Origin of the sequence: Pseudomonas fluorescens HK44, assembly GCF_000217955.3 — a bacterium.
GTDB lineage: Bacteria > Pseudomonadota > Gammaproteobacteria > Pseudomonadales > Pseudomonadaceae > Aquipseudomonas > Aquipseudomonas fluorescens_AQ.
On record NZ_AFOY02000015.1, the window covers coordinates 1,338,565 to 1,352,747 of the forward strand.

The window sequence follows — 14,183 nt, forward strand, 5'->3', positions numbered from 1 at the left end:
GGCACTTGTAGTAAGCAGACATGCAAAACCTTGGAAAATGCCGGCATCGTGACTGGAAAACTCGAACGGCTCGGTTAACATGCGCAGCAATTAACTGCGATCAAGGCCGTACCGTGTCCGTTGGCCCTCCCCACCTTCGCTCCTCGCTGGTTCTGGCGCTGATGCTCTGCGACCCGCTGTTGGCCGATGATCTGTTTCTCGATAATGCCGAGCTCCCCCAGGTATTGACTGCCACCCGATTGAAACAGTCGCCGGCCGCCGTGCCCGGAAGCATGACGGTAATCGACAGCGAACTGATCAAGGCCAGCGGTGCCCGCGACATCAGCCAATTACTGCGGCTGGTGCCGGGGATGATGGTCGGGAACGTCAGCGGCAACCAGGCAGCGGTGAACTATCACGGCACCAACGCCAGCGAAGCGCGACGCATGCAAGTGTTGATCGACGGCCGCTCGGTGTACCGCGCCGGTCTGGCGACCGTGGACTGGAGCGACATTCCGGTGGCCATGGAGGACATCGAGCGCATCGAGGTGTTCCGTGGCCCAAACACCGTCAGCTATGGCGCCAACGCGCTGATGGCAGTCGTCAACATCATCACCCGCGCACCGGCCAACAGCCACGGCACGCGGCTGAAAGTCACCCGCGGTGAGCGCGGGATCAACGACTGGTACGCCAGCCAGGGCACCGGCTGGGTGACCGGCGACCTGCGTTTGTCGATGTCCGGCCAGGAAGACCACGGTTTCGACTCGAACCGACTGGGAGCGGACTACCGCGACAGTCGCCGCTTGAACCGCGTCAACCTGGCCGTCAGCCAGACGCTCAACGAGCAGCAAAGCATCGATTGGCAACTGAATGCCAAAGACGGCACCAACCAACGACCTTATACCTACCGCCCGGTGTTTTCCGGGATTACCTCGGCGGGCGACAACGCTGACGTGAGAGCCAGGGATTATGCCGGTTCGTTGCGCTGGAACCTGGAGATCAACCCGGATCACAGCCTTTACGTCCAGGGTTCGGCGCAGCACTGGGATCGTCAGCAGGTCTGGCGCGCCTGCGACGCCGAAGTGTCCTTCAGCCCGGAACTCACCCAACTCTGGCAGCTCAACCCCAACTATACCGAGCGCCTGGCACGGCACATGGAAAGCTATACCGACACCGGTGCACCGAATAGCACGCCGGTCGAGCAGGCACTGGCCAACCAGGTGCTTGATCAATGGAAAGGTGGCGCCAAACGCACGGTTTGCGGTGACGTCGACCAGAGCGCCCGCGAGTCGCGCTACGACCTTGAATTGCAGGACACCCTGAGTCTCTCCGACAGCCTGCGGCTGGTCAGCGGCATGAACTATCGATACGACCGGGTCGACTCCGAAACGTACTTCAATGGCACCCACGACGACTCCATCTGGCGGTTGTTCGGCCAACTGGAGTGGCGTGCCACCGAGCACTGGCTGTTGCAAGGCGGTGCGATGTATGAAAAGACCCAATTGATTGGCGACTCGCTCACCCCGCGCGTGGCAATCAACTACCTGATCAACCCGCGCCACGGCCTGCGTGCGGTGTATTCGGAGGCCATCCGCTCACCCGACATGTTCGAGAACAACGTCAACTGGAGTTATCAGGTGACCAACCTCAGCCCTGGTGCCTACGGTCAGTCCAGTGCCCGTTACTTCGTCAACACCCGGGGTCCCGGCGACCTCGCTCAAGAGCACATGCGCTCGCGCGAACTGGGGTATAACGGCTTCTTCGCTGACGTCGGGTTGAACGTCGACGTGAAACTGTTCTACGACGAAATCACTGACATGATCAGCGAGCCGCTGCGCAACAACCAGTTCATTGCCAGTAACGCCAACACCTCACGCTTCAGCGGCACTGAAACTCAGCTTGACTGGCGAGTCAGCGCCGCCGACCGGCTGCGCCTGACCTACGCCTATGTCGATGCCACGGCCAGTAACCCTCTGGATGAACAATTCAGCGCACGCAACAGCGGTTCTGTCGGTTGGCTACGTGATTGGGGCAATGGCTGGAACAGCGCACTGTTCTACTATGGCGACGACGCACTCAATGGCTACCGCTTCGAACGTGTCGACACACGCGTCGCCAAACGCATTGCGCTGGGCAAGGCCAACCTCGAACTGGCCGGCATCCTCCAACAACGCCTCGACAACCAGCCGACCACCTTCGCCGACAACAACTATGACTCGCGCCATGTGCTCTACTTCAACGCCGAGTTAGAGTTCTGACATGGGCCTCATCCAGACACGCACCCGCTCCCCCCGAAGCCGCCGGCCTTGGGTTTGGGGACTGTTGCTTGTCTGCCTGGGCAGTTTGCCCGTGCGCGCTGCCGACGTGTTGCTGACCGGCGCCGAAGACAGCCCCGGCGTGCAGGCCTTTACCCGCGCCCTCGCCAAGCAGCGCCCCGAAGACACGGTACGCTTCGCACGCCTTGCCGACCTCCCCGCGCCATCCCGGTTACCCGACGCGACCCGACTGATCCTGCTCGACCTGCCGAGCCTCGACTGGCGCCTGCAAGACAACCAGGGGCCGGCGACGCTGGTGCTGCGCATCAGCCGCCTGCAAGCCAATCAGCGCTTGGGCACGACCCTCCCCCTGCGCCTGAGCCTGCTGTGGAGTGATCCACCGCTGAGCCGCCAACTTCGCCTGATCCAGACCCTGTTGCCGCAAGTACGACGGGTTGGCGTGCTGTACGGGATGAACAGCGAGTTTCTGCTCAAGGAACTGCACCGCGCCGCACACCGGCAGGGACTGGAAATCGTCGCCGAACGCTGGGACAACACGAGTGACAGCCGACCTTTGCAGGCGCTGCTGAAAAATAGCGACGTACTGTTGGGGCTCGACGACCCCGACGTGTACAACCCCAAAACCGCCAAGAATCTGCTGCTCAGCAGCTATGGCCGACAGCGTGCGTTGATCGGCCCCAACGCCGGGTTCGTCAAGGCTGGCAGCCTGGCCAGCACCTACAGCGATCAGAGCGATTGGCTGGCCATTCTCGATAACTTGCTTGACCGCCCGCCGGCCAGCTGGCCACGCACTCTCTATCCACAGCGCTTCAAGGTGTTAAGTAACCCGCAAGTCGCTCGTTCCTTGGGCATCGAACAGATCGACCCCACGGCTGTTGCAACACAGTTGGCCGAAGGAGAAAACCGCCCATGAACCTGCGCCGCCATTGGGGCATCAATACCCGTACCCAGATCATCAGCCTCGGCCCGGCGCTGCTGCTGACGTTGCTGCTGATCAGTTTCTTTACCGTCGTACGAATTCAGGATTTGCGCCAGGAGCTCAACCACACCGGCCAACTGATCGCCAATCAACTGGCCCCGGCCACCGAGTACGGGGTGATCTCCGGCAACAATGAGGTGCTCGAAAGCCTGATGAAGGCCTCGCTGACAACGCCGCACGTGCGTTTTCTCGAGGTGCAGGACAACGTCAACAAGGTGTTGGTGCACGTCGAGCAGCCCTCGGAAAACCTCCAGCGCTCGCAACAGGTCGAAGTGTTTCAAGCACCGGTGCGCTTGCAACGGATCAGGCTCAGCGACGATTTCCTGCAGGGGCCGCCACCCGCTATCGGTCCCTCCGAAGACTATTTGGGGCAAGTCGTCGTCGGCATGTCCAACGATGCCTTCAGCCAGCGACAACAGGAGATCCTGCTCAAGGCCGCGATCCTCGCACTGTTCGCCCTGCTCTTTACCTTTGTGCTGGCCCGGCGCCTGGCTGCCAGCCTGTCAGAGCCCATCAGCGCCATGGGCAATGCGGTGAAGGCGATTCAGCAAGGCGACTACAAAAAACCGCTGCCGATCGTCGACGATGCCGAACTGGGCGACCTGTCGCGCCACATCAACAACCTCGCCGATGGCCTTGAACTCGCCAGCCGCGAACAGCATCAGGCCATGGCGCAACTGATCCAGACCCGCGAAGAAGCGGAAAAGGCCAACAGCGCCAAATCCGATTTCCTGGCGATGATGAGCCATGAGTTGCGCACGCCGATGAATGGCGTGCTGGGCATGCTGCAACTGCTCGAAACCACCGACATGACCGAGGAGCAGATCGAGTACGCCGCGCTGGCCTCGGAGTCCACCGAGCACTTGCTCAAGGTCATCAACGACATTCTCGACTTCTCGCGCATCGAGCGCTCGGCCCTGGAGCTGGAGCACATCCCGTTCAACCTCGCCGAGCTGATCAACAGCTGCGCCCAGGCTTTCCAGCACAGTGCGGTGCAACGCGGTCTGAACCTGGAGCTGCGGATTGCGGACGACATGCAGGCCTTGCAGGTACAGGGCGACCCGACCCGGATCCGGCAGATCCTGGTCAACCTGATCGGCAATGCCTTGAAGTTCACCGAGAAAGGCCGGGTAACCATTGAACCGCAATGGCAATCGCTGGACCACGAACTGCTGTGGTTCACCTGCTCCGTGCGCGACAGCGGAATTGGCATTTCGGCGCAAAGCCTGGAGCTGATGTTCAACGCCTTCCAGCAGGCCGACAGCTCGATCTCCCGACGCTACGGCGGCACCGGCCTGGGTCTGCCGATTGCGCGCACGCTGGCCGAGCGGATGGGCGGCACACTGCGCGCCCAGAGCGAGGAGGGACGGGGCTCGGTGTTCACCCTGGAAATTCCGCTGGCGCTGTCCAGGCAGACACTGCCGACCCTGGCCCCGCGCATGCCTGCCGGCAACGACCACGGCGAGGGACGCAACGTACTGCTGGTGGAAGACAATCCGGTGAATCAGACCGTCATCGAAGCGATGCTGCGCAGTCTGGGCTTTACTGTCAGCGTCGCCACCGACGGCGTGCAGGCGGTACGCAGTGCCGAGAGCCTGATTTTCGAGGCGATTTTGATGGATTGCCGGCTGCCGGTCATCGATGGTTACGAAGCCACCCGGCAGATCCGCCAACTGCCCGGCTGCACCAACCTGCCCATCATCGCCCTGACGGCCAACGCGTTGCAGGGTGACCGCGAGGCCTGCCTGTCGGCGGGGATGAACGATTATCTGGCCAAACCTTTCAAACGCGCTGATCTGCAGCAAATTCTGCAACGTTGGGTGTAGTAACGCAGAGTGATCGACCATCTGCGACTGGCGTGAAAGGCGAAAGTGCGGCAGTCTTAGGCACCTTGACAGCTCGGAATCGGGCTTGAAAAATAATTTCAGTGCACAAGTGTACATTCATGTCCCTTGTGCTGTGACTTTCACCACAACGCAATAGTCTATGAGTAGGCTGCCGGTTCGAAGCATGAACGCTTCGATCGGCCGGGAAGATTTGCCCCACCTGCCGCATGGGACTATTGAGGAGCTCGCATGACCAAACAAAACGCCTTTACCCGGGAAGACCTGCTGCGCTGCAGTCGCGGTGAGCTGTTCGGCCCTGGTAACGCGCAACTGCCCGCCCCGAACATGCTGATGGTGGATCGCATCACTCATATCAGCGAAGAGGGTGGCAAGTACGGCAAAGGTGAATTGGTCGCCGAGCTGGATATCACTCCGGACCTGTGGTTCTTCGCCTGCCACTTCGAAGGTGACCCGGTGATGCCGGGCTGCCTGGGCCTCGACGCCATGTGGCAGCTGGTCGGTTTCTTCCTCGGCTGGCAAGGCCTGCCGGGCCGCGGTCGCGCCCTGGGTTCGGGCGAAGTGAAATTCTTTGGCCAGGTTCTGCCGACCGCCAAAAAAGTTACCTATAACATTCAGATCAAACGCGTCCTGAAAGGCAAGCTGAACCTGGCCATTGCCGATGGTTCGGTCAGCGTCGACGGCCGCGAGATCTACACCGCCGAAGGCCTTCGGGTCGGCGTATTCACATCCACTGACAACTTCTAAGGGTTATCCGCATGCGCCGCGTCGTTATCACTGGTCTGGGCATTGTTTCGTGCCTGGGCAATGACAAAGAGACCGTCTCCGCTAACCTGCGTGCAAGCCGCCCTGGCATCCGGTTCAACCCGGAATATGCCGAAATGGGTCTGCGTAGCCAGGTTTCCGGCTCCATTGACCTGCCACTCGAAGAGTTGATCGATCGCAAGATCTATCGCTTCGTCGGCCACGCGGCGGCTTACGCCTACCTGGCCATGAAAGACGCCATTGCCGACTCCGGCCTGACCGAAGAGCAGGTTTCCAACCCGCGCACCGGCCTGATCGCCGGTTCCGGTGGCGCATCGACCCTGAACCAGATGGAAGCGCTGGACATCCTGCGCGAAAAAGGCGTCAAGCGCGTCGGCCCATACCGCGTAACGCGGACCATGAGCAGCACGGTTTCCGCTTGCCTGGCCACGCCATTCAAGATCAAGGGCCTGAACTACTCCATCGCTTCTGCCTGCGCCACCAGTGCTCACTGCATCGGCAACGCCATGGAACAGATCCAGATGGGCAAGCAGGACGTCGTGTTCGCCGGCGGTGGTGAAGAAGAGCATTGGAGCCAATCGTTCCTGTTCGACGCCATGGGCGCACTGTCCAGCCAGTACAACGAGACACCGGAAAAAGCTTCCCGTGCCTACGACGCCAAGCGTGACGGTTTTGTCATCGCCGGCGGTGGCGGCATGGTCGTGGTCGAAGAGCTGGAACACGCTCTGGCCCGTGGCGCGAAGATCTACGCGGAAATCGTCGGCTACGGCGCGACTTCCGACGGCTACGACATGGTCGCGCCAAGCGGCGAAGGCGCCATCCGCTGCATGCAGATGGCCATGTCCACCGTCGACACGCCGATCGACTACCTGAACACCCACGGCACTTCGACTCCGGTCGGCGACGTCGCGGAAATGAAAGGCGTGCGTGAAGTCTTCGGCGACAAGGCTCCGGCCATCAGCTCCACCAAGAGCCTGTCGGGTCACTCCCTGGGCGCCGCCGGCGTTCACGAAGCGATCTACTGCATGCTGATGATGGAAGGCAACTTCATGGCAGGTTCTGCCAACATCGAAGAACTGGACCCGGAAGTGGCTGACATGCCAATCCTGACCAAGACTCGCGAAGACGCCACCATCAATACCGTGATGAGCAACAGCTTCGGCTTCGGCGGCACCAACGCCACCCTGGTCCTGAAGCGCTGGCAGGGCAAGTAAGCCCCGCTGCTTCGCTGCACATGAAAACGCCCCGACTGGTTCGGGGCGTTTTTTATTGGGCGTTTACAAAGGTAGACCAGGTCGTCTTCATCGCGAGCAAGCTTTGCTCCTACAGATCACACGGACCGTAGGAGCGGGGGGGGGGGGCGCCCAGCCCTTGCCCGCGATTGCACTGCCATGATTTCAACCTGAGTGGAACACCTGAATCACTGGATGCTCTATAACTGCAAGGTCTATTTCTGACGCACACTCTTTCTTACTGCCCATGAGGTTTGTCATGACCATTACCGTCAATACCGAATCCAGCAAAGGTTTTCGTCACAGCATCCAGATCGACGACCATCAACTCTTCGCCGACGTGCCCACAGCCTTCGGTGGCGAAGGTTCCGCACCAGAACCCCACGATTACTTCGATGCAGCCCTGGGAGCCTGCAAGGCTCTGACCCTCAAGCTCTACGCACAGAAAAAGGAAATCCCGCTGACTGGCGTCACGGTCGAGGTCAAACACGACAATAGCCAGGAGCAGAAAGGCAAATACGCCCTGCACGTCAAACTGACCCTCAAAGGCGTACTCACCGACGCCCAGCGTGAAGAGCTGCACCGCGTGGCCGACCGCTGCCCGATTCACAAGCTGATGACCACCAGCGAAGTGACCATCGAAACCCACCTGTCTGAAGGCGCCTTCAGCCAATAGCGGCAAGCACAGGCTGTGCGGGTTATGCTCAGCAGCATCACTCGTACAGCCTGGAATGCACCATGATCAGTCCGCTCGTGATCCGCCCACGCACCGAAGATGTCGAAGGCCAACCGATCCTGCGCCCGCTGCCGTCGGCTCAATGCCGCAGTGTCGGGCCTTTCGTGTTTTTCGATCACATGCTTGAAACCCGCTATCCGGCAGGCCAAGGCATGAACATCCGCCAACATCCGCACATCGGCCTGTCCACCCTCACCTACCTGTTCGAAGGCGAACTCCAGCACAAGGACAGTCTGGGCTCTGATCAGATTGTGAAACCGGGTGACGTCAGCTGGATGACCGCAGGCAGTGCGATTGCACACGTGGAGCGCACACCGAAAGCGCTGTGGGATACCGACTTCAAGATGCACGGCCTGCAAATCTGGCTGGCCTCCCCCAAAGAGCGCGAACAAGGTCCCGGCCATTACAGCCATCATCCCGCCGCCAGCCTGCCGGTCAGCGATAACCTTGGGGTGAAGATCAGGATGATTGCCGGCAAAGGCTTTTGCCTGGAGTCACCGGTGCCGGTGCTTTCCCCGACGTTGTACGCAGAGCTTGAGCTGAAAACGGCGACGACCTTGCTGATTCCCACCGAACATGAAGAACGCGCCCTTTACGTGCTGGACGGTGACGCTCAACTCAATGGCGAGCCGATTGAACCGCACTCGCTGGTAGTGCTGCCTGCCGGGGAAGAAATGGACCTGTTCGCCGAAAGCGATTGCCACGCCATGCTGTTTGGCGGCGCGCCCATGGACGGACCGCGCCGGATCAACTGGAACTTCGTCGCCAGCGATCCAGCGGTGATCGAGGAGGCCCGCCGACGCTGGGCGGCCAGGGATTGGCCGACCGTGCCGGGTGAGAGCGAGCGGATCGAGTTACCTTAAGATCTTTGGCGCTAGCTAGATCGCCATCGCGAGCAGGCTCGCTCCCACACTGGAATGGCGTCGACCGTTAATCCTGTGTACGACTCGGTCAAATAATGAAATGGCTACCCCCGCCGCCCCCTGTGATCGCCCACTAAGCTTTCGCAGGGGGCTCATCGGAGACCGTTGCCATGAACAAAGTAGCTATTGCCGCCATCGATCTGGGAAAACACTCTTTCCATCTACACGCGCAAGATGATCGTGGTCATGAGCTTTACCGCAAAAAGTTTACTCGTGCGGCGCTCATGCAGCACCTGATGAATCTCGAACCCTGCACCGTTGTGATGGAAGCCTGCGGCGGAGCCCACTTCATGGCGCAGGAGGTCGCGAAGCTGGGACATACGCCCAAGCTCATTGCCCCGCATCTCGTACGCCCTTACGTGAAAAGCAACAAAAACGACTTCGCTGATGCCGAGGCGATCTGCGAGGCGGCGACTCGTCCAACAATGCGCTTTGTACACCCCAAAACCCAGGCTCAGCAGCTGCTGGCCATGCTCAACTCGACACGCGATTCGTTCATCAAAGAGCGCACCGCGACCGTCAATCGGATTCACGCAGCGCTTTTGGAGGTCGGCGTCAGTCTGGCCACAGGCTTCAAGCCCATCAAAGAACTGCCCGCTCGGCTTGAAGCGAGTTCAATTCCTGTGCCCATCAAAAAACTTCTGACGAGGTTGCAGGAGCACTTCACCTATCTGGATGGGCAGATCAAGACGCTGGACAAGGAAGTGGAATGCCAGGCCGCCGAAGATGATCTGGCGGCTCGTTTGATGACCATGCCCTGCGTAGGCCCGATCACCTCCAGCGTCCTGGCTGCCGAATTGGGCGATGGCAAGCAGTTCAAATGCGGCCGAGGCTATTCGGCCTCAATCGGGCTGATACCCAAACAGCATTCTACGGGCGGCAAGACCGTCCTGCTGGGCATCAGCAAGCGAGGTGATCGCAACCAGCGGCGCCTGCTTGTCCAATGTGCCCGTGTTTACCTGATGCAACTGGACCGACAGAAAGGCTGGCTGGCGGACTGGGTCCGGCAGCTATTGGCCCACCATCACTCCAACCATGTGGTCTGCGCGCTGGCCAACAAGCTGGCAAGGATCGCCTGGGCGATTGCTGCCCACCACACTGAATTTGATGCAGGGCCAACCGCGATGAACGCCTGACCCTGCTGTCACCCGAGCACCACCCACCTGGTTTTGCGATGCTGGATAACAGATGACGTGAACGGCTAACCGGCCTGACGACAACCCTGAGCTCCCACACGGCTGAAAGGCCGTTCGAATAATTAGGATCGTTAGGCATCGATTCTCATCGAGGCGCGGGGTTGCCACCCCACACAGACGCCGGATAGATGAAAGCAAGCCAAACACGCATCAAAAACAGTATTGCAGAAAAGGGGGTAACCATAGATGTGGGAGCAGCCGGGCGGCGTTCCGTCTGCTCGCGATGAGGCCCGCTCTGACACCGACAGTGCCAGGACCAGAAACAGCACTCAGCCGCTGAACACTTCATCCAGCAAGTTATGCATCGACACAAAGGCCCGCTTGGCGGTCCTGGCGTCGTACATCATCATGCCCGGCACATTGGCGTGCGGATCGGTAAAGGAATGCACCGCACCGCCATAGCTCAGCAACTGCCAATCCACGCCCGCAGCGTTCATTTCAGCTTCGAAGGCCGGTAGCTGCTCTTTCGCAACCAATGGATCGGATGCACCGTGCAGCACCAGCACCGAGCCTTTGATGTTTTTCGCATCGGCAGGATTCGGCGTGTCCAACGTGCCATGGAACGACACCGCTGCCTTCAGTGGCGCGCCGGTACGGGCCAGCTCCAGAGCACAGCAACCGCCGAAGCAGAAACCAAATGTCGCCAGCTTCGAGGTGTCGACCGCCGCTTCACCCTGGCTCTGCAAGGCAGCGAATGCGGCCTGCATGCGCTTGCGCAACAACGCACGATCATTCTTCAGCGGCATCATCGCCGCGCCCGCCTCGTCGCCATTCTGTGGACGAATCGCCTGCCCATACAGGTCGGCAATCAACACCGCATAACCCTTGGCGGCAACCTCCTGGGCAATCTTCTCGGCCCCGGCGCTGACACCCATCCAGTTCGGCGCCATCAACAAGCCCGGTCGCGGGCCTGTGTGGCCGGCGTCGAACGCCAGACGACCTTCGTAAGACTGCCCCTCAATCTGATAGACCACGGAACGCACAGTAACCTGGTTCATGACTCACTCCCGTAAAGAAACGCCAGAATGAAAAAACCCGCTTTACAGGTGGTATGGAAACGTCACGAGCGAAGGCAAGACAAGGCAAAAACAGGCGAGGACGCGGAGTTTACGTGTTTGTAAATGAGCAGTCCGAGCCTGTTTTTAACGCAGTATTGCCGAGCGCAGTAGTTTTCATGCCGCCTGCGAAGCGGGTTTTTCTTTAACGCGATTACACCGACAGTTCAACCAGCAGCTTGTTCAGACGGCGCACATAGGCGGCCGGGTCTTTCAAGCTGTCGCCGGCAGCCAGGGCTGCCTGATCGAAGAGGATGTGCGACAGGTCGCCAAAACGCTCTTCGCTCTGCTCACCATCGAGTTTTTCGATCAGCGGGTGAGCCGGGTTGAATTCGAAGATCGGCTTGGAATCCGGAACCTTCTGACCGCTGGCTTCGAGGATCTGACGCATTTGCATGCCCAGGTCCTGCTCACCGATGGCCAGAATCGCCGGCGAATCGGTCAGACGGTGGGAAACCCGCACTTCGCTGACGGTTTCACCCAACGCAGTCTTGATCCGCTCAACCAGGCCTTCTTTGCTCTTGGCGACTTCTTCTGCGGCTTTCTTGTCCTCTTCCGAGTCCAGGTTGCCCAGATCCAGATCACCGCGCGCCACGTCGACAAAGCTCTTGCCGTCGAAGTCGCTGAGGTAGCTCATCAGCCACTCATCGATACGGTCGGTCAGCAGCAGCACTTCGATGCTTTTCTTGCGGAAGACTTCCAGGTGCGGGCTGTTCTTGACCTGCGCGTAGGTTTCGCCGGTCAGGTAGTAGATCTTGTCCTGACCTTCCTTGGCGCGAGCCAGGTATTCGGCCAGCGAGACCACTTGCTCGCCCTCTTCACCCTGGGTGGAGGCGAAGCGCAGCAGACCGGCGATTTTCTCTTTGTTGGCGAAATCTTCAGCCGGGCCTTCTTTCATGACCTGACCGAAGTTTTTCCAGAAGCCCTTGTATTGCTCAGGCTCGTTCTTCGCCAGTTTTTCCAGCATGTCCAGAACGCGCTTGGTCAGCGCCGACTTCATCGAATCGATGATCGGGTCTTTCTGCAGGATTTCCCGCGAGACGTTCAGCGACAGGTCGTTGGAGTCGACCACGCCTTTGATGAAACGCAGGTACAGCGGCAGGAACGACTCAGCCTGGTCCATGACGAACACGCGCTGCACGTACAGCTTCAGGCCGCGCGGGGCTTCACGCTGATACAGGTCGAACGGAGCACGGGCCGGCACGTAAAGCAGCGAGTTGTACTCCAGCTTGCCTTCGACCTTGTTGTGGCTCCAGCTCAGCGGGTTCTCGAAATCGTGAGCGATGTGTTTGTAGAACTCCTGGTATTCCTCATCCTTGACTTCGGTACGCGGACGGGTCCACAGAGCGCTGGCGCGGTTGACGGTTTCCCATTCAACGGCTGGTTTCTCTTCGCCTTCGGCAGCTGTCACTTCTTTCGGCAGCTCGATCGGCAAAGCGATGTGATCGGAGTACTTCTTGATGATATTGCGCAGACGCCAGCCATCGGCGAACTCGTCTTCAGCGGACTTCAGGTGCAGGACGATGCGCGTACCGCGGTCTTCCTTGTCGATGGTGGCGACGTCGAATTCGCCCTCGCCCTTGGACGACCAGTGCACGCCTTCGCTGGCAGCGAGGCCGGCACGACGGCTGAACACATCGACTTTATCGGCAACGATAAAGGCAGAGTAGAAACCCACGCCGAACTGACCGATCAGGTGCGAATCTTTCTTCTGATCGCCGGACAGGTGTTTCATGAAATCGGCAGTACCGGATTTGGCGATGGTACCCAGGTGGGTCACGACATCGTCACGGCTCATGCCGATACCGTTGTCTTCAAGGGTGACGGTTTTCGCGTCCTTGTCGAAGCTCACACGGATTTTCAGTTCGGCGCCACCTTCCAGCCACTCAGGCTTGGACAGGGCTTCGAAACGTAGTTTGTCGACAGCGTCGGAGGCGTTGGAGATCAGTTCGCGAAGGAAAATTTCCTTGTTGGAATACAACGAATGGATCATCAGGTGCAGCAGTTGCTTCACCTCGGTCTGGAAGCCCAGGGTTTCCTTTTGAGTTTCCACGCTCATGGTCATCAAACTCCGATTGGATGGCAATGGCCGCGCCCAGAGGGGGTGGCGGCGGGATGTCATCAGAGTTGGGGGCTATGACGGGAATTTCAAGGGCTGGGGGTCTCTTCAATCTTGAAATGCGCACGCGCCGTGGCAATCGGCTCGGATTGAGTGCTCTGCCACGCGGTTACCGCAACGTTGGCGACCCGCCGCCCCTGACGGCACACCTGGCATTTGGCATAGGTGTCACGAAACTGCCCGGCGCGCAGGTAGTCGAGGGAGAAGTCGATGATCTTCGGCACACCAGGAGAACCGGTGAAGATCAGCAAATGCAGGGCCGCCGCCAGTTCCATGAACCCGGCTATCACCCCGCCATGAATCGCCGGCAGCAAAGGGTTGCCAATATTGTCCTTGTTCGCCGGCAAACGAAAAAGCAGTTCGTCACCCAGTCGCGAGCACTCGACGCCAATCAGCTTGGCGTAAGGGATCAATTGCAGCAGCGAGGCGTAATCCCCACGCTCGTGGGCCTGCTGCAATTGTTCTTTGAAGTTATCAGTCATTTCGTCGCCCCACCGATGACGCCAGCAAAACCTTTGGTGCCTTTGACAGCTTTGCCCATGCGCATGAAGGTCCCGACTACATGGGCGATCGGCTTTTGCGGATCATCCTGGTAAGCAAACCCGCGCGTGAAGATCACATCAGTCGTCACCCGATAGCACTGGGCAAAACCGTGCACCTCTTTATGTGGTTCGGCCGGGTGCATGTAGTCGATACGCAGATCCAGGGTCGGGCAAACCTCGAACTCCGGTAAAACACAGAGCGTTGCCATGCCGCATGCGGTGTCCATCAACGAGGTGATGGCGCCGCCATGAATCACACCGGTTTGCGGATTACCGACGATCTGCGGGCTGTACGGCAACGTGATCGTCAGCCCGTCATCACTCGCGCTGTGCACACGCAACCCGAGCACCTGGCAATGCCTGAGCGCCGATAAAAACCGTGTTGCACGCTCGAAAATGGGGTTGCTGGTCATTCGATAAAGGCTCTTTTTAGTGTCGTTGCATAGCAGTAGAGGGACTAAGAAAAAGTTCCCTCCAAGATAAATCTTATATATCTGTAGGAAACATGGAACTTAACCCATGGCGGTGCGTTCGAAA

General features: G+C 59.4%; 12 protein-coding genes. 8 read left to right on the forward strand and 4 right to left on the reverse strand.

What is annotated here, in order from left to right; all coding sequences use genetic code 11:
- Nucleotides 1-113: 113 nt before the first annotated feature.
- The 8 genes from HK44_RS18915 to HK44_RS18950 all read left to right on the forward strand — a co-directional run bounded on the left by HK44_RS18915 (nt 114) and on the right by HK44_RS18950 (nt 9,870).
- Nucleotides 114-2,237: a TonB-dependent receptor plug domain-containing protein gene (locus HK44_RS18915; RefSeq protein WP_019692302.1), complete on the forward strand. Its 2,124-nt coding sequence runs from the start codon at nt 114-116 to the stop codon at nt 2,235-2,237.
- Nucleotide 2,238: 1 nt separating this feature from the next.
- On the forward strand, nt 2,239-3,168 hold the full coding sequence (locus HK44_RS18920; protein ID WP_019692303.1) for an ABC transporter substrate-binding protein: 930 nt from the start codon (nt 2,239-2,241) through the stop codon (nt 3,166-3,168).
- On the forward strand, nt 3,165-5,060 hold the full coding sequence (locus tag HK44_RS18925) for an ATP-binding protein (RefSeq protein ID WP_019692304.1): 1,896 nt from the start codon (nt 3,165-3,167) through the stop codon (nt 5,058-5,060). The genes HK44_RS18920 and HK44_RS18925 overlap by 4 nt, the downstream gene beginning before the upstream one ends.
- Nucleotides 5,061-5,309: 249 nt before the next feature.
- A complete protein-coding gene (fabA, locus tag HK44_RS18930) occupies nt 5,310-5,825 on the forward strand; it encodes a 3-hydroxyacyl-[acyl-carrier-protein] dehydratase FabA (protein ID WP_010211704.1) in 516 nt (171 codons plus the stop codon).
- Between the two features lie 11 nt (nt 5,826-5,836).
- Nucleotides 5,837-7,057 carry a beta-ketoacyl-ACP synthase I gene (gene fabB / locus HK44_RS18935; protein WP_019692305.1) on the forward strand — a complete coding sequence of 407 codons (1,221 nt, stop codon included), beginning with the start codon at nt 5,837-5,839 and terminating at the stop codon, nt 7,055-7,057.
- A 277-nt stretch (nt 7,058-7,334) separates the two neighbouring features.
- Nucleotides 7,335-7,751 carry an OsmC family protein gene (locus HK44_RS18940; protein WP_019692306.1) on the forward strand — a complete coding sequence of 139 codons (417 nt, stop codon included), beginning with the start codon at nt 7,335-7,337 and terminating at the stop codon, nt 7,749-7,751.
- Between the two features lie 62 nt (nt 7,752-7,813).
- Complete coding sequence (locus tag HK44_RS18945; RefSeq protein ID WP_019692307.1) at nt 7,814-8,674, forward strand: pirin family protein; 861 nt, start codon at nt 7,814-7,816, stop codon at nt 8,672-8,674.
- Between the two features lie 170 nt (nt 8,675-8,844).
- Complete coding sequence (locus HK44_RS18950; protein WP_024264761.1) at nt 8,845-9,870, forward strand: IS110 family transposase; 1,026 nt, start codon at nt 8,845-8,847, stop codon at nt 9,868-9,870.
- Nucleotides 9,871-10,199: 329 nt separating this feature from the next.
- Here the strand turns inward: HK44_RS18950 and HK44_RS18955 are convergent, their stop codons facing one another.
- The 4 genes from HK44_RS18955 to HK44_RS18970 form a co-directional block, all read right to left on the reverse strand.
- Complete coding sequence (locus HK44_RS18955; RefSeq protein ID WP_019692308.1) at nt 10,200-10,928, reverse strand: dienelactone hydrolase family protein; 729 nt, start codon at nt 10,926-10,928, stop codon at nt 10,200-10,202.
- Between the two features lie 211 nt (nt 10,929-11,139).
- On the reverse strand, nt 11,140-13,044 hold the full coding sequence (gene htpG / locus HK44_RS18960) for a molecular chaperone HtpG (protein WP_024265078.1): 1,905 nt from the start codon (nt 13,042-13,044) through the stop codon (nt 11,140-11,142).
- 89 nt (nt 13,045-13,133) lie between these two features.
- Nucleotides 13,134-13,586: a PaaI family thioesterase gene (locus tag HK44_RS18965; RefSeq protein WP_019692310.1), complete on the reverse strand. Its 453-nt coding sequence runs from the start codon at nt 13,584-13,586 to the stop codon at nt 13,134-13,136.
- Nucleotides 13,583-14,059, reverse strand: a complete 477-nt coding sequence (locus HK44_RS18970; protein WP_019692311.1) for a PaaI family thioesterase — start codon at nt 14,057-14,059, stop codon at nt 13,583-13,585. The genes HK44_RS18965 and HK44_RS18970 overlap by 4 nt, the downstream gene beginning before the upstream one ends.
- Nucleotides 14,060-14,183 lie beyond the last annotated feature (124 nt).

Excerpts from the sequence above, each read along its gene's own strand:
- HK44_RS18920 (WP_019692303.1), top strand. The coding sequence starts at position 2,239 with ATGGGCCTCATCCAGACACGCACCCGCTCCCCCCGAAGCCGCCGGCCT.
- HK44_RS18925 (WP_019692304.1), top strand. The coding sequence starts at position 3,165 with ATGAACCTGCGCCGCCATTGGGGCATCAATACCCGTACCCAGATCATC.
- fabA (WP_010211704.1), top strand. The coding sequence starts at position 5,310 with ATGACCAAACAAAACGCCTTTACCCGGGAAGACCTGCTGCGCTGCAGT.
- fabB (WP_019692305.1), top strand. The coding sequence starts at position 5,837 with ATGCGCCGCGTCGTTATCACTGGTCTGGGCATTGTTTCGTGCCTGGGC.
- HK44_RS18940 (WP_019692306.1), top strand. The coding sequence starts at position 7,335 with ATGACCATTACCGTCAATACCGAATCCAGCAAAGGTTTTCGTCACAGC.
- HK44_RS18945 (WP_019692307.1), top strand. The coding sequence starts at position 7,814 with ATGATCAGTCCGCTCGTGATCCGCCCACGCACCGAAGATGTCGAAGGC.
- HK44_RS18950 (WP_024264761.1), top strand. The coding sequence starts at position 8,845 with ATGAACAAAGTAGCTATTGCCGCCATCGATCTGGGAAAACACTCTTTC.
- HK44_RS18955 (WP_019692308.1), bottom strand. The coding sequence starts at position 10,928 with ATGAACCAGGTTACTGTGCGTTCCGTGGTCTATCAGATTGAGGGGCAG.
- htpG (WP_024265078.1), bottom strand. The coding sequence starts at position 13,044 with ATGAGCGTGGAAACTCAAAAGGAAACCCTGGGCTTCCAGACCGAGGTG.
- HK44_RS18965 (WP_019692310.1), bottom strand. The coding sequence starts at position 13,586 with ATGACTGATAACTTCAAAGAACAATTGCAGCAGGCCCACGAGCGTGGG.
- HK44_RS18970 (WP_019692311.1), bottom strand. The coding sequence starts at position 14,059 with ATGACCAGCAACCCCATTTTCGAGCGTGCAACACGGTTTTTATCGGCG.